Source organism: Streptomyces sp. NPDC002403, from assembly GCF_053593015.1.
The window spans coordinates 17,788-33,465 of the sequence record NZ_JBSFBQ010000038.1 but is presented as its reverse complement, the minus strand read 5'-3'; the positions used below and the strand labels follow the sequence as shown (position 1 = coordinate 33,465).

Sequence of the window (15,678 nt, the reverse complement as noted above, 5' to 3'; positions counted from 1 at the left end):
CCCGAAGGGGCCTCAGCCCCGGCCGACCGGCGTCTCCAGGGCGATGCGGTGCTCGCCCGCGTACACGTTCATCGAAGGGCCCCGCAGGAAGCCGACCAGGGTCAGTCCGGCCTCGGCCGCCAGGTCGACGGCGAGGGACGACGGCGCCGAGACCGACGCGAGCACCGGGATCCCGGCCATCACCGCCTTCTGGGCCAGCTCGAACGAGGCCCGCCCCGACACCAGCAGAATGGCCCGGGACAGCGGCAGCCGGTGGTCGGTGAGGGCCCGGCCGACCAGTTTGTCGACCGCGTTGTGCCGGCCGACGTCCTCCCGGACGTCGAGCAGCTCGCCCGCTTCGGAGAACAGCGCCGCCGCGTGCAGCCCGCCGGTCCGGTCGAAGACCCGCTGCGCGGCGCGCAGCCGGTCGGGGAGTGCGGAGAGAAGGGCGGGCCCGACCCGCAGCGGGGGAGCGTCGGCGACCGGGTGCCGGGTCGTGGTGCGCACCGCGTCGAGGCTCGCCTTGCCGCACAGCCCGCAGGACGAGGTGGTGTACACATTGCGTTCGAGCGTGATGTCGGGGACCGGGACACCGGGGGCGAGCTGGACGTCGACCACGTTGTACGTATTGACGCCGTCGGCGGTCGCTCCGGAGCAGTAGACGATGGACTGCACCTCGGAGCCGTCTCCGATGACGCCCTCGCTCACCAGGAACCCCGCCGCCAGGGCGAAGTCGTCACCCGGGGTGCGCATCGTGATGGCGAGCGGCTTGCCGTTGAGCCGGATCTCCAGGGGCTCCTCGGCGACGAGCGTGTCGGGCCGGGTGGAGACGGCCCCGTCCCGGATGCGGATGGTGCGGCGACGCTCGGTGACCCGTCCCATAGCGGTTGAACCCGATTCTGTACGTACGGGAGGCCGAACCGGCCTCTGAGGAACTCATTGTCCTGTATGGAGCGGACCCGGCGAGGTGCCGCAAACGGCGCCAAGTCGACAGAACACTCTCCACAAATCCCTACGAGGTGTCAATGCTGTCGTCAAGCCATGTTGTCAAGCCTCCAACGGTCGGGCGCTATTCCTGTGGGAACACGTGCCCCTGTACCGGGCGGTAGCGACCAAGACTGGATGGTTCCTGCCATACGTAGCGAGGGGACCCCGTACATGACCGGCTCACGTGTCGTGGCGCTCGGCCACTACCAGCCCGCCAAGGTGCTCACCAACGACGACCTGGCGGCCCTGGTCGATACCAGCGACGAGTGGATCACCAGCCGCGTCGGCATCAGGACCCGCCACGTCGGGGGGCCGGACGAGCCGGTGGACGAGATGGCCGCGCACGCGGGGGGCAAGGCGCTGGCCGCGGCGGGGCTGCGGCCGGCCGAGGTCGATCTGGTCCTGGTCGCCACCTCGACGGCGATCGACCGCTCGCCGAGCATGTCGGCGCGCGTCGCCGCCCGGCTCGGGATGGGCTCGCCCGCGGTGATGGACATCAACGTGGTCTGCTCCGGCTTCACCCACGCCCTCGCCACCGCCGACCACGCCGTCCGGGCCGGGTCCGCCGAGCGTGTCCTGGTCATCGGCGCCGACAAGATGGCGGACATCGCCGACTGGACCGACCGCAGCACCTGCGTACTGCTCGGCGACGGAGCCGGTGCGGCGGTCGTGGTCGCGGAGCCGGACGGGAGCGACCGGCCCGGGATCGGTCCCGTTCTGTGGGGCTCGGTGCCGGAGATGGGCAACGCGGTGCGGATCGAGGGGACGCCGCCGCGGTTCGCCCAGGAAGGGCAGTCCGTCTACCGCTGGGCCACCACACAGCTGCCGCCCATCGCCCGCAAGGTGTGCGAGAAGGCCGGTGTGGCGCCCGAGGAGCTGGGAGCGGTGGTGCTGCACCAGGCCAACCTGAGAATCATCGAACCCGTCGCCAGGAAGATCGGCGCGGTCAACGCGGTCGTCGCCAGGGACGTCGTGGACTCCGGCAACACGTCCGCGGCCTCGATCCCGATGGCCCTGTCCAAACTGGTCGAACGCGGCGAGGTCCGCAGCGGCGCGCCGGTTCTGCTCTTCGGCTTCGGCGGGAATCTCTCGTACGCGGGCCAGGTGATCCGCTGCCCCTAGCGGGCATGGACACGCGCAGGGCGTACCAGTGGCGCGAGGGGGGGCAGGGCCCGTCCCCCCGATCACGGCCGGAGTCGGGGGAACGCCGCTGCTGCGACCGGAAACGATCACCGGGCCGGGCCGGCCCGGTCGGGGGCGGCGCGCGGGCAGACCAGGTGGTGGCTGATCCGGCAGCACTCCCCGGCGCCCGGTTCGCGGTCATGGGCGTTCCACGCCGTGCCGTCCCGGTCGAGGCGCCACCGCTGTCCGGGCGGCACGGTGTGCGCGAGGAGCGGCGCGGGGCCGGGCGGTTCGAGGCGGATCCACCACCGGTAGTGGGTGGGGCGGACATCGACGGTGAGCCCGCAGTCCGGGCAGTCGGGCGCGGGTTCAGGGCCGGGGAGCGCCCCGTCCCGGAGGCCCTGCTCGTGATCGGTCGAGCGTTGGAGATCGGTCCATTCCTCAGCGGTCCGCGGCGTTCCGGAAACCCCCATGGTCAAAGGGTGCGGGCAGGCCGTGAGGCGCGGTAGGGCGCGATCCGGCCGCGTGCGGTGGGTGGGGAGCCGCGCGGGCGTCGGAACGGGTGCGACGGGCAGCAGGCAGACTTGCCGGTGTGACGATACTGAGCAAAGGCGCCAACGTGCCCGTCGCGGCATCCGCGGTCAGGGCCGTACTCGGCTGGTCGGCAGGGTCCGGAGTACCGGACGTGGACGCTTCCGCCCTGGTTCTGGGCAGCGGCGGACGGGTGCGATCCGATGACGACTTCGTCTTCTACAACCAGCCGAGGCACGCCTCGGGCGCGGTGAGTCACGTCGGCAAACGGTCCGGCAGCGACTCACTGGACGTCCACCTGGCCGCGCTGGGGCCGGACGTCGAACGCGTCGCGCTCTGCGCCTCCGCCGACGGCGGCACCTTCGGTCAGGTGCCGGGGCTGTGTCTGCGGCTGCTCGATTCGGCGTCCGGTGCCGAACTGGCGCGCTTCGACATCACCGCCGCGACGGAGACCGCCCTGGTCGGCGGCGAGCTCTACCGGCGCGACGGCGGCTGGAAGTTCCGTGCGGTCGGACAGGGTTACGCCAGCGGGCTGGCGGGACTGGCGACCGACTTCGGGATCAGTGTCGACGACGAACAGACCGCGGCCGGGCCCGGCTCCCGGCCCGTGACGCCTCCGCACCCCGCCCGGGCGCCCTCGTCCGACGCCCCCGCGCCGCCGGCCGGTGCCCCCGCGCCGGGGCGCGTCGCAGGAGAGCCCCGGCCCCGGCTCACCAAGGGCGAGGAGCACCTGCCCGTGGACATGCGCAAGCGCCTGTCGCTGCGCAAACAGCAGGTCCTGGTCAGCCTGGGCAAACACGGCGTGCCGGAGCTGCGCGCACGGGTGGTCCTCGTCCTCGACGCGTCGGGTTCGATGAGCGGCCTCTACCGGCGCGGCACGGTCGGGGGTGTCGCCGAGCGGATGGTGGCCGTCGCGGCGCAGCTCGACGACGACGGCCGGATGCAGGCGTGGACGTTCGCCAGCAACCCCGCACGGCTCCCGGACCTTGCCGTGGGCGACCTGCCCGAGTGGCTCAGGCTGCACGTGCGCGTGGGACAGGTCTTCGGGTTCGGGCGCAGGAAGCCCCCCAGGGGACTGGAACCCGGCCAGATCGACATGCGTACGGTCGGGATCCAGAACGAGGAACAGAAGGTCATCGCCGAGGTGCGGGCCTTCGTGCGGGCGTACCCGGTGCCCGACCCCACTCTGGTCCTGTTCTTCTCGGACGGAGGTGTGCACCGCAACAGGGAGATCGAGCAGGAACTGCGGGCCGCCGCCGAGGAGCCGGTGTTCTGGCAGTTCGTCGGCCTCGGCAGCTCTCAGTACGGCGTGCTGGAACGGTTCGACACCATGCCGGGCCGACGCGTCGACAACGTCGGCTTCTTCGCCGTCGACGACATCGAGAGGATCTCCGACCAGGAGCTGTACGACAGGGTCCTGTCGGAGTTCCCGTCCTGGCTGCGGGCCGCCCGGCAGGCCGGAATCCTGCGCTGAACGGGTCGGCCCCCGCCGCCCGGCCGACCGGCTTTGTCCTCAGTGTGGAGAAAGTTGTAGTGGATTCCTGCGCAACTTCTTCCCACTCCCGGCAACCGCTGCTACGTTCCCCTCGAAAGCCCGACGGACAGGCCGATGTGGCGGGGAGGGGCGCGTGAGACGTATGACGGCACGACCCGCGAATGCGCATCAGGCGCGACTGCTCCGGCTGTTGCGCGACGGCGGGCCCAACTCACGGGCACAGCTGGGGGATCAAGTCGATCTCTCCCGCTCCAAGCTAGCCGTCGAGGTCGACCGACTGCTGGAGACCGGGCTCGTCGTGGCCGACGGACTCGCCGCGTCCCGCGGCGGGCGCCGCTCGCACAACATCCGGCTCGCGCCACAACTCCGGTTCCTCGGCGTCGACATCGGTGCCACATCCGTCGATGTGGCCGTCACCAACGCCGAGTTGGAGGTCCTGGGCCACCTCAACCATCCGATGGACGTACGCGAAGGCCCCGTCGCCATCTTCGAGCAGGTGCTGTCGATGGCGGCCAAGCTCCGGGCCTCCGGGCTCGCCGAGGGTTTCGACGGCGCGGGCATAGGTGTACCCGGACCGGTCCGCTTCCCCGAAGGCGTCCCGGTCGCACCGCCGATCATGCCCGGCTGGGACGGCTTCCCGGTCCGCGAGGCGCTCAGCCAGGAACTGGGCTGCCCCGTCATGGTCGACAACGATGTGAACCTGATGGCGATGGGGGAACAGCACGCGGGCGTCGCACGCTCCGTGGGCGACTTCCTCTGCGTCAAGATAGGCACCGGCATCGGCTGCGGCATCGTCGTCGGCGGCGACGTCCACCGCGGTACGACCGGCAGCGCCGGGGACATCGGCCACATCCAGGTGGAACCCGAGGGCCGTGCCTGCGCCTGCGGCAACCGGGGCTGCCTGGAGGCCCACTTCAGTGGTGCCGCGCTCGCCCGCGACGCCGAGGACGCGGCGCGCACCGGGCGGTCGGCGGAGCTCGCCGGCCGGCTGGAGGCCGCCGGGAGACTCACCGCCGCCGATGTGGCCGCCGCCGCGGCGGCCGGTGATGCCACCTCGCTCGATCTGATCCGCGAAGGCGGCAACCGGGTCGGCCAGGTCATCGCGGGGCTCGTCAGCTTCTTCAACCCCGGCCTGGTGGTGATCGGGGGCGGTGTGACCGGCCTCGGCCACACGCTCCTCGCCAGTGTCCGGACCCAGGTCTACCGGCAGTCGCTGCCGCTGGCCACCGGAAATCTCCCCATCGTGCTCGGTGAGCTGGGACCGGCCGCCGGAGTGATCGGCGCCGCCCGCCTCATCAGTGACCACCTCTTCTCACCGGCCTGACCCCGGGCCGACCACGTACGGGCGCCCCGGAAACACCGGGAGCGCCGGGAACACCCGCACCACCGCACCTGGTACAGCCCTGCCCGCTCACCGGCCCTCCCCGAGTTCTCGGCTGTGTCCGGGCAGGGGAGACCCCATTCGCCGAGGGGATCGTCATGGCACCAGAACCACCCCTGCTCACCATGTCCGGCATCACCAAGTCGTTCCCCGGAGTGCGCGCCCTCGACGGCGTGGACCTGGAGGTCCAGGCCGGCGAAGTCCACTGTCTCCTCGGGCAGAACGGCGCCGGAAAGTCCACCCTCATCAAGGTGCTCGCCGGGGCCCATCAGCCCGACGGCGGCGAGATCACCTGGCGTGGCGAACCGGCCGCGCTGAAGTCGCCCATCGCCGCCATGCGGCTGGGCATCGCCACGATCTACCAGGAACTCGACCTGGTCGAGGGCCTGTCGGTCGCCGAGAACGTCTTCCTCGGCCACGAACCCACCACCGCCCGCTTCGTCGTCCGCACCCGCGAGGGCCGCACCGCCGCCGCGGCCCTGCTGAAGCGGCTCGGCCACCCGGAGATCGACCCGGCCCGCCCGGTCGGCGAGCTGTCCGCCGCGCAGCAGCAGATCGTCTCCATGGCACGGGCGCTCTCGCACGACGTACGGCTCATCGTCATGGACGAGCCGTCCGCCGCACTCGACCCGGACGAGGTCGACAACCTCTTCCGCATCGTCGCCGCGCTCACCGCCGACGGCGTCGCCGTCGTCTACATCTCGCACCGCCTGGAGGAGATCCGCCGGATCGGCGACCGGGTGACCGTGCTCAAGGACGGTCGTGCCGTGGCCGTCGGGCTGCCCGCCGATTCCACACCGACACGCGACATCGTTGCCATGATGACCGGCCGCAATGTCGAGTACGTCTTCCCTCCCCGTACCGCGGACCGCGCGGAAGCCGCCGTCGCGGAGCCCGTCCTGAAGGTCGAGGGGCTGGCCAGGAAGGGCGAGTTCGACCCGGTGGACCTGGAGTTGAGACCCGGGGAGATCGTGGGCCTGGCCGGGCTCGTCGGTTCGGGGCGCTCCGAGATCCTGGAGACCGTCTACGGCGCCCGCAGGCCGAGCGCCGGACGGGTGACCGTGGCCGGCAAGCAGCTGAGGCCCGGCAGCGTCCGCGCGGCCGTCGCCGCCGGAATCGGCCTCGCCCCCGAGGAACGCAAGGCACAGGCCCTGCTGATGCTCGAATCGGTCACCCGCAATGTCTCCGTCTCCTCGATGTCCCGCTTCTCCAGGGCCGGCTGGATCGACCGCGCGGCCGAACGCCGGGCGGCCCGCGAAGCCACCCGAGAACTCTCCCTGCGCCCCGACAACCCGGACACCCCCGTCCGCACGCTCTCCGGCGGCAACCAGCAGAAGGCGGTCCTGGCCCGCTGGCTGCTGCGCGGCTGCCGGGTCCTGCTGCTCGACGAACCGACCCGCGGTGTGGACGTCGGTGCCCGCGCCGAGCTGTACGCCGTGATCCGCCGGCTGGCCGACGAAGGCCTCGCCGTCCTGCTCGTCTCCAGCGAGGTGCCCGAAGTGCTGGGCCTCGCCGACCGGGTGCTGGTGCTCCGCGAGGGCCGCGTCGTGCATACGGCGGACGCCCGGGAGCTCGACGAGCACCGCGTACTCGACCTAGTGATGGAAGGGAGCCCGACGTCATGACGCAGCCCGTCTCCTCGGCGCAGCAGGGCGGGCCGGACAAGGGGGCCGCCCCCGCCCCGGTCCCCGAACCCCGGAAGAAGGACGGACCCGCCCGCACCCCGGGCCTGCGCCTGGACGTCCGTAACCTCTCGCTCCTCGGTGTCCTCGCGGTGCTGGTCGCCGTCGGCGGATTCACCGAGCCCGACGCCTTCCTGGACACCGGGAACCTTCAGCTGATCCTGACCCAGTCGTCCGTCATCGGTGTCGTCACCGTCGGGATGACCTTCGTCATCACCAGCGGCGGGATCGACCTCTCGGTCGGAGCGATGGTCGCGCTCGCCTCCGTCTGGGCGACCACGGTCGCCACCCAGGAGTACGGCTTCGCGGGGATCCTGTTCACCGCGGTGATCGTCGGACTCGCCGCAGGGCTGGTGAACGGGCTGCTCATCGCGTACGGGCGGATGGTGCCGTTCATCGCGACGCTGGCCATGCTCGCGTCGGCCCGCGGGCTCGCCCTCCAGATCACCGACGGGAAGACCCAGATCGTCACCGTCAAGTCGGTCCTCGACCTGGGCCTGCCCGACTCCTACGTCCTCGGCATCCCGCCGCTGGTCATGATGTTCGCCGCGGTCACCGTCATCGGCTGGCTGGTGCTGAACCGTACGACCTTCGGGCGGCGCACGGTCGCGGTCGGCGGCAACGCCGAAGCCGCCAGGCTGGCGGGCATCGACGTACGGCGCCAGCGGCTCTTCCTCTATCTGCTCTCCGGGCTGTGCTGCGGCATCGCCGCCTTCATGCTGATCATCCTGTCCGGCTCGGGTCAGAACACCAACGGCAATCTGTACGAGCTCGACGCCATCGCGGCCGCGATCATCGGCGGCACCCTGCTCAGCGGCGGGCGCGGCACCATCGTCGGCTCCGTACTCGGTGTCCTGGTCTTCACCACCATCACCAACATCTTCGCGCTCAACAATCTGCAGAGCGACGTCCAGCAGATCGCCAAGGGCGCGATCATCGTCGCCGCCGTCCTGGTCCAGCGCCGCACATCGGCGCACGGGGAGACCTGACGCCCCGCTTCCCACCCACCGCCCCGTTCGCCCCATGTGACATGTCACGCACCGGATGAAGGGTTTGACAGCCATGCCAGAAACCAGCCGCAGACGACTGCTCCTCGGCACCGCGGCCGTCTCCGCGGGCGCCCTCCTCACCGCCTGCACCAGCAACGACCCCAAGAGCGAGGACACCGCCAAGAGCACCGGACCCGCCGCCGACAACAAGCCCGGCAAGCCCGTCACCATCGGCTTCGCGGGTCCGCAGGCCGACCACGGCTGGCTCAACGCCATCAATGAGAACGCCAAGTCACGGGCGGCCACGTACTCCGAGGTGACGCTGGAGACCACCGAGGGCTCCAACGACACCGCCGCCCAGATCGGCCAGGTCAAGACCCTCATCAACAAGAAGGTCGACGTCCTCGTCATCCTCCCGGCCGACGGCAAGGCGCTCACCCAGGTCGGCCTGGAAGCCATGCGTGCAGGCATCCCCGTCGTCAACCTGGACCGGATCTTCGCCTCGCCGCAGGCCTACCGCTGCTGGGTCGGCGGCGACAACTACGGCATGGGCCTCAACGCCGGCACGTACATCGGCGAGCAGCTCAAGGACAAGGCGGCAGCCAAGGTCGTCGAGCTGGCCGGCATCGACAATCTGGAGCTCACCAAACAGCGCAGCCAGGGCTTCGCCGACGCGCTGAAGAACTACTCCAACATCGAGCTGGTGGCCCGTCAGGCCGCCGACTTCACGGTGGAGTCGGGCCAGGCGAAGATGGCCCAGCTCCTCCAGGCGCAGAAGAAGATCGACGCCGTGTGGAACCACGACGACGACCAGGGCGTGGGCGCGCTGCGCGCCATCCAGCAGGCCGGCCGGGACGAGTTCCTGATGGTCGGCGGCGCCGGGGCGAAGTCCGCGATGGACGCCATCAAGGCCGACAACAGCGTCCTGAAGGCCACCGTTCTCTACCCGCCCACGATGGCCGCGTCCGCCATCGACCTGGCCCGCGCGCTGGCGCAGGGCAAGGGCGTCAGCGGCCTGGCCGAGCTGGAGATCCCGACCAGCCTCACCCTCTACTCGGCCGTGGTCACCAAGGAGAACATCGACCAGTACCTGCCGACGGGCTTCAGCTGATCCGCCCCGCAGGAGGGTGCTGACCCTCCTGCCGCACCCATCGAACGACCGACGAGGAGGAAGCCCGGATGGCCCGTAGGGAAGAGACGGATCAGGAGGCCGCAGCGCCGCCGACGCACCGGCCGGCGACGAGTGTGCCGGTGCTCGGGGTCGGCATGGTCGGATACGCGTTCATGGGCGCCGCCCACTCACAGGGCTGGCGCACCGCCGGACACGTCTTCGACCTGCCGATGAGACCGGCTCTCGCCGCGATCTGCGGACGCGACCGGGCCGCTGTCGACGCGGCGGCCGCCCGTCACGGCTGGGCGGCGGCCGAGACCGACTGGCGGGCCCTCATCGCCCGGGAAGATGTGCACGTCGTCGATATCTGCACCCCCGGCGACAGCCATGCCGAGATCGCCATCGCCGCCCTGGAGGCGGGCAAGCACGTGCTGTGCGAGAAGCCGCTCGCCAACACGGTCGCCGAGGCCGAGGCGATGACCGAGGCAGCGGAGCGCGCGGCCGCCCGCGGCCAGGTCGCGATGGTGGGCTTCAACTACCGCCGGGTGCCCGCGATCGCCTATGCCCGGCAGCTGATCGCGGGGGGACGGCTCGGCACCCTGCGCCATGTCCGCGCCGCCTACCTCCAGGACTGGCTCGTCGACCCCGAGTCGCCGCTCACCTGGCGGCTGGAGCGGGAACGCGCCGGCTCGGGCGCCCTGGGCGACCTGGGTGCACACATCGTCGACCTGGCCCAGTATCTGGCGGGGGAGCCGCTGGTCGGGGTATCGGCGGTCAGCGAGACCTTCGTACGCGAACGGCCCCGGCTCGCGGGCCCGCCGGCCGGACTCTCCGGCGCCGCGGACACGGCCGGGCGGGGAGCGGTGACCGTCGACGACGCGGCCCTGTTCACCGGACGGCTCGCCTCCGGGGCGCTGGCCTCCTTCGAGGCGACCCGGATGGCGGCCGGACGGAAGAACGCGCTGCGGCTGGAGATCAACGGGGAGCGCGGCTCACTCGCCTTCGATCTCGAACGGCTCAACGAACTGTCCTTCCACGACCACACCGAACCCGCCGCCACGGCAGGATTCCGGCGTGTCCTCGTCACCGAACCCCAACACCCCTACCTGGAGGCGTGGTGGCCGCCGGGCCACGCCCTCGGCTACGAGCACACCTTCGTCCACCAGGCCCGCGACCTGGTGCGGACGATCGCCGAAGGAACCTCCCCGGCACCGTCGTTCGCCGACGGACTGCAGGTGCAGCGGGTGCTCGCAGCGGTGGAGGAGAGCGCCGAGAAGAACTCCGTACACACCCCCGTGGCTCTCTAGGAGGCCTTGCCCATGCCCCGTCCCTTCACACTCTTCACCGGCCAGTGGGCCGACCTGCCGCTGGAGGAGGTCTGCCGGCTCGCCCGGGACTTCGGTTACGACGGGCTCGAACTCGCCTGCTGGGGAGATCACTTCGAGGTCGACAAGGCGCTGGCCGACCCCGGCTATCTGGACGGACGGCGACAGCTGCTCGACAAGTACGGGCTGAAGTGCTGGGCGGTCTCCAACCACCTCGTCGGGCAGGCCGTCTGCGACGACCCGATCGACGAGCGGCACCAGGGGATCCTGCCCGCGCGGATCTGGGGCGACGGCGAGCCCGAAGGGGTCCGCCGCCGGGCCGCCGAGGAGCTCAAGGACACCGCCCGCGCGGCCGCCGCCTTCGGGGTGCGTACCGTCATCGGCTTCACCGGCTCGTCGATCTGGCACCTGGTCGCGATGTTCCCACCGGTTCCGCCGCACATGATCGAGCGGGGCTACGAGGACTTCGCCGAGCGCTGGAACCCGATCCTGGACGTCTTCGACGCGGAGGGCGTGCGCTTCGCCCACGAGGTGCACCCCAGCGAGATCGCGTACGACTACTGGACCACGCACCGCGCACTGGAGGCCGTCGGTCACCGGGCGGCGTTCGGGCTGAACTTCGACCCGAGCCACTTCGTCTGGCAGGACCTGGACCCGGTCGGCTTCCTGTACGACTTCCGGGACCGCATCTACCACGTGGACTGCAAGGAGGCACGCAAGCGCCTCGACGGCCGCAACGGCCGGCTCGGCTCCCATCTGCCGTGGGGCGATCCGCGGCGCGGCTGGGACTTCGTCTCGGCCGGGCACGGTGACGTGCCCTGGGAGGACGTCTTCAGGATGCTCCGGTCCATCGGGTACGACGGGCCGGTCTCGGTGGAGTGGGAGGACGCCGGGATGGACCGGCTGGCCGGCGCGCCGGAGGCACTCGCCACGCTGAAGCGGTACGACTTCGAGCCGCCGTCGGCGTCCTTCGACGCGGCGTTCGGGGGCGGCGACTGACCGACTCCCGCCCGGGGACGGAGTGTCCCCGGGCCTCCGGTCCGGGCAGGGGCGGACCGGAGGCGAGAGCTCCGCGACCGCCCCGTACCCACCCCTGCCCTCACCCTGCTTTGTCCTGACGCAGGAAAAAGTTCGACCGGACCGCTGCGCAAGGGCTTTCCGTTCCGGACGAACAGGTCTACGGTCCACAGCGTGTACATGGCATAACTCGGGTCGCGGGTGTCCCACACACCCCGAACGACCCGCGCGGCAGTCCCCGCGCAGAACGGCACGGCAGCACCCCGCCCGTACAACCGGCACTCTCCGGAGGACACTCGTGCACAGAACCCCAACCGGAAACAGGAGCAGAACACGGCTCCGCGTACGCAAATCCCTCGCGCTGCTCACCGGCGGCCTGCTCGCCGCGGCCACCCTGGCCCTGGGCGCCACACCCGGAGCAGCCGCGACAGGGCCCTCCTCGCCGGCCGCCGCCGACGCGGCGGCCGAGGAATTCCAGCAGGTCACCCTCGCCAAGGGGGTGGCCGAGACCGGCGAGCCCATGACGCTGGCGGTGCTCCCCGACCGCAGCGTCCTGCACACCGCGCGCGGCGGCGAGCTGTGGCTCACCGACAGCGGCGGCGACACCACGCTCGCCGGTGTCCTCCCCGTCTACTCCCACGACGAGGAAGGCCTCCAGGGCGTCGGCGTCGACCCGGACTTCAGCAGGAACCGGGCGATCTACCTCTACTACGCGCCCCCGCTGGACACGCCGTCCGGCGACGCCCCCGAGAACGGCACCGCCGCCGACTTCGCCAAGTTCGACGGAGTGAACCGGCTCTCGCGCTTCGTCCTCAAGGAGGACGGCACGCTCGACACCGCCAGCGAGAAGAAGGTCCTGGACATCCCGACCTCGCGCGGCATCTGCTGCCACGTCGGCGGTGACATCGACTTCGACGCGCAGGGCAATCTGTACCTGTCGACCGGCGACGACTCCAACCCGTTCGCCTCCGACGGCTACACCCCGATCGACGACCGGCCCGACCGCAACCCCGCGTTCGACGCCCGCCGCACCTCGGGGAACACCAACGACCTGCGCGGCAAGATCCTCCGCATCAAGGTCGCCGACGACGGCTCGTACACCGTCCCCGACGGCAACCTCTTCGCCCCGGGCACGGACAAGACCCGCCCCGAGATCTACGCGATGGGCTTCCGCAACCCCTTCCGCTTCACCGTCGACAAGCCCACCGGCATCGTGTACGTCGGTGACTACGGGCCCGACGCCGGTGCGGCCGACCCCAAGCGCGGACCGGGCGGCCAGGTCGAGTTCGCCCGCGTCACCGAGGCCGGCAACTTCGGCTGGCCGTTCTGCACGGGCAAGAACGACCCGTTCGTCGACTACGACTTCGCGACCAAGACATCCGGTGCGACCTTCGACTGCGCCGCACCCAAGAACACCTCCCGGTACAACACCGGACTGGTCGATCTGCCGCCGTCCCAGCCCGCCTGGATCCCGTACGACGGCGGATCGGTGCCCGAGTTCGGCACCGGCTCCGAGTCCCCGATGGGCGGCCCGGTCTACCACTACGACGCCGACCTCGACTCGCCCGTGAAGTTCCCCGAGGCCTACGACGGCAACTTCTTCGCCGGCGAGTTCGGCCGGCGCTGGATCAAGCGCATCGACCAGGACACCGACGGCACGGTGAAGTCCATCAACGCCTTCCCGTGGTCGGGCACCCAGGTGATGGACATGACGTTCGGCCCCGACGGCGCGCTGTACGTACTCGACTACGGCACCGGCTACTTCGGCGGCGACCAGAACTCGGCGCTCTACCGCATCGAGAACGCCACCGGCGGACGCTCGCCGATCGCCGAGGCGAGTGCCGACAAGACCTCGGGCACCGCACCCCTCAAGGTCGCCTTCTCCTCGGCCGGAACCACCGACGCCGACGGCGACACGCTCGGCTACAGCTGGGACTTCGGCGACGGCGGCACATCGACCGCCGCCAACCCCACGTACACGTACAAGAAGAACGGCACCTACACCGCCACCGTCACCGCCACGGACCCCACCGGCCGCACCGGCTCGGCGAACGTCCATGTGACGGTCGGCAACACCGCTCCGGTGGTGAAGCTGGAACTCCCCGGTGACGGGCAGCTGTTCTCCTTCGGCGACGACATCCCGTTCAAGGTGACCGTCACCGACCCCGAGGACGGGACCATCGACTGCTCGAAGGTCGAGGTCCGCTTCATCCTCGGCCACGACAGCCACGGCCACCCCATCACCTCGGCGCACGGCTGCACCGGCACCATCAAGACGGAGATGGACGGCGGACACGACCCCAACGCCAACATCTTCGGTGTCATCGACGCCTCGTACACGGACGGCGGGGGAGGCGGTCAGGCCGCCCTGTCCGGCCATGACCAGGCCGAACTCCAGCCCCGACACCGCCAGGCCGAGCACTACAGCGACTCCCACGGCGTCGCCCCGCAGAACAAGGCCACCGCCCACGGCGGCAAGACGGTCGGCGACATCCACAACGACGACTGGATCTCCTTCAAGCCGTACCTCCTGGCCGGTTCCACCAAGCTGACCGCGCGGATCTCCTCCGGCGGCGCCGGCGGCTTCCTCGAAGTCCGCACCGGCTCGGCGACCGGCAAGATCCTCGGCTCCGCACCCGTACCGGTGACCGGTGCCTGGGACAACTTCCAGGACATCGACGTACCGCTGCGCGGAGTCCCGAAGAAGACCACCGAACTCTTCCTGGTCTTCAAGGGAGGTGACGGAGCGCTCTTCGACATCGACGACTTCGAGCTCTCCAACAGCGCCCCCGACAAGACCGCCAAGCGGGTCCTGGTCTTCTCGAAGACGGCCGGCTACCGCCACGACGCGATTCCGGAGGGCATCGCGGCGCTCAAGGAACTCGGCAAGGACAGCAACATCACCGTCGACGCAACCGAGACGGCCGGCCAGTTCACCACCAGCAACCTGGCCCGCTACGACGCCGTCGTCTTCCTCTCCACCACCGGTGACGTGCTCAACGCCGACCAGCAGAAGGCCTTCGAGAACTACGTGGCCACCGGCGGCGGCTACATGGGCGTCCATGCGGCGGCGGACACCGAGTACGACTGGGCGTTCTACGGCGGACTCGTCGGGGCCTACTTCTCCTCGCACCCCGCCATCCAGCCCGCCACCGTCCGCGTCGAGGACCACAAGCATCCGGCCACCGCGCACCTCGACGACGAATGGAACCGCACCGACGAGTGGTACAACTACCGCACCAATCCGCGAGGTCAGGCCAAGGTCCTCGCGACACTCGACGAGACGACCTACACCGGCGGCTCCATGAAGGGCGACCACCCCATCACCTGGTGCCAGACCTACCAGGGCGGCCGCTCCTTCTACACCGGCCTCGGCCACACCAAGGAGTCGTATGCCGAACCGGCCTTCCGCCAGCTGCTCCTGGGCGGCATGCGGTACGCGGCCGGACAGGTGAAGGCCGACTGCAAGCCCGACACCGGCTACCGGTCGATCTTCAACGGCAAGACGCTCGAAGGCTGGAAGCAGGCGGGCCCCGGAAAGTTCGACGTCGTCGACGGTGAACTCCGCTCGCAGGGCGGCATGGGCCTGCTCACCTACCAGGCCAAGGAGCTCGGTTCGTACTCCCTCAAGCTCGACTGGAAGATGCAGGGCGACGACAACTCCGGTGTCTTCGTCGGCTTCCCGGAGTCCGACGACCCCTGGTCCGCGGTGAACAACGGTTACGAGGTCCAGATCGACGCCACCGACGCGCCCGACCGCACCACGGGCTCCGTCTACACCTTCAAGGCGGCGAACGCCAAGGCCCGTGACCAGGTCCTGCGGCCGCCCGGCCAGTGGAACAGCTACGAGATCAAGGTCCAGGGCGAACGCCTCCAGGTCTTCCTCAACGGGGTGAAGATCAACGACTTCACCAACACCGATCCGGTACGGAGCCTGAAGAGCGGCTACATCGGCATCCAGAACCACGGTGCCGACGACCATGTGTCCTTCCGCAACATCCAGCTGAAGGAACTGCCCTCGGCGTAGGGCGCCCGTCCCGGTGACGGCGGGCGAGGAAG

At 70.5% G+C, this 15,678-nt stretch carries 11 protein-coding genes; 9 read left to right on the top strand and 2 right to left on the bottom strand.

The features are described from left to right. Positions 1–12 precede the first annotated feature (12 nt). A complete protein-coding gene (fdhD, locus tag ACWCPY_RS31195) occupies positions 13–861 on the bottom strand; it encodes a formate dehydrogenase accessory sulfurtransferase FdhD (RefSeq protein ID WP_451270568.1) in 849 nt (282 codons plus the stop codon). A 276-nt stretch (positions 862–1,137) separates the two neighbouring features. On the opposite strand from fdhD, the gene ACWCPY_RS31190 reads away from it, so the two are divergent. Further along, positions 1,138–2,088, top strand: a complete 951-nt coding sequence (locus ACWCPY_RS31190; protein ID WP_451270566.1) for a beta-ketoacyl-ACP synthase III — start codon at positions 1,138–1,140, stop codon at positions 2,086–2,088. 107 nt (positions 2,089–2,195) lie between these two features. Here ACWCPY_RS31190 and ACWCPY_RS31185 read toward each other — a convergent pair whose 3' ends face one another. After that, positions 2,196–2,561, bottom strand: coding sequence for a DUF6083 domain-containing protein (locus ACWCPY_RS31185; RefSeq protein ID WP_451270564.1), 366 nt, complete (start codon positions 2,559–2,561; stop codon positions 2,196–2,198). A gap of 119 nt (positions 2,562–2,680) precedes the next feature. Here ACWCPY_RS31185 and ACWCPY_RS31180 point away from each other — a divergent pair, with 119 nt between their 5' ends. From ACWCPY_RS31180 to ACWCPY_RS31145, 8 genes are all read left to right on the top strand, one after another. Next, entirely contained in the window at positions 2,681–4,093 is a 1,413-nt protein-coding gene (locus tag ACWCPY_RS31180; RefSeq protein WP_451270562.1) for a VWA domain-containing protein, read from the top strand. A gap of 163 nt (positions 4,094–4,256) precedes the next feature. Then, on the top strand, positions 4,257–5,438 hold the full coding sequence (locus ACWCPY_RS31175) for an ROK family transcriptional regulator (protein WP_358944890.1): 1,182 nt from the start codon (positions 4,257–4,259) through the stop codon (positions 5,436–5,438). A 155-nt stretch (positions 5,439–5,593) separates the two neighbouring features. Next, on the top strand, positions 5,594–7,120 hold the full coding sequence (locus tag ACWCPY_RS31170; RefSeq protein ID WP_451270560.1) for a sugar ABC transporter ATP-binding protein: 1,527 nt from the start codon (positions 5,594–5,596) through the stop codon (positions 7,118–7,120). Further along, positions 7,117–8,166 carry an ABC transporter permease gene (locus ACWCPY_RS31165; protein ID WP_451270558.1) on the top strand — a complete coding sequence of 350 codons (1,050 nt, stop codon included), beginning with the start codon at positions 7,117–7,119 and terminating at the stop codon, positions 8,164–8,166. The genes ACWCPY_RS31170 and ACWCPY_RS31165 overlap by 4 nt, the downstream gene beginning before the upstream one ends. 73 nt (positions 8,167–8,239) lie before the next feature. Continuing rightward, positions 8,240–9,277 (top strand): substrate-binding domain-containing protein, encoded by a 1,038-nt coding sequence (locus tag ACWCPY_RS31160; RefSeq protein WP_451270556.1) that lies wholly within the window; start codon positions 8,240–8,242, stop codon positions 9,275–9,277. 68 nt (positions 9,278–9,345) lie between these two features. Then, positions 9,346–10,584 (top strand): Gfo/Idh/MocA family protein, encoded by a 1,239-nt coding sequence (locus tag ACWCPY_RS31155; RefSeq protein WP_451270554.1) that lies wholly within the window; start codon positions 9,346–9,348, stop codon positions 10,582–10,584. Between the two features lie 12 nt (positions 10,585–10,596). Then, the gene (locus ACWCPY_RS31150) at positions 10,597–11,601 is read left to right on the top strand and encodes a sugar phosphate isomerase/epimerase family protein (RefSeq protein WP_451270552.1); all 1,005 of its coding nucleotides are present in this window, start codon (positions 10,597–10,599) and stop codon (positions 11,599–11,601) included. A 316-nt stretch (positions 11,602–11,917) separates the two neighbouring features. After that, positions 11,918–15,646, top strand: coding sequence for a ThuA domain-containing protein (locus tag ACWCPY_RS31145; RefSeq protein ID WP_451270550.1), 3,729 nt, complete (start codon positions 11,918–11,920; stop codon positions 15,644–15,646). Positions 15,647–15,678 lie beyond the last annotated feature (32 nt).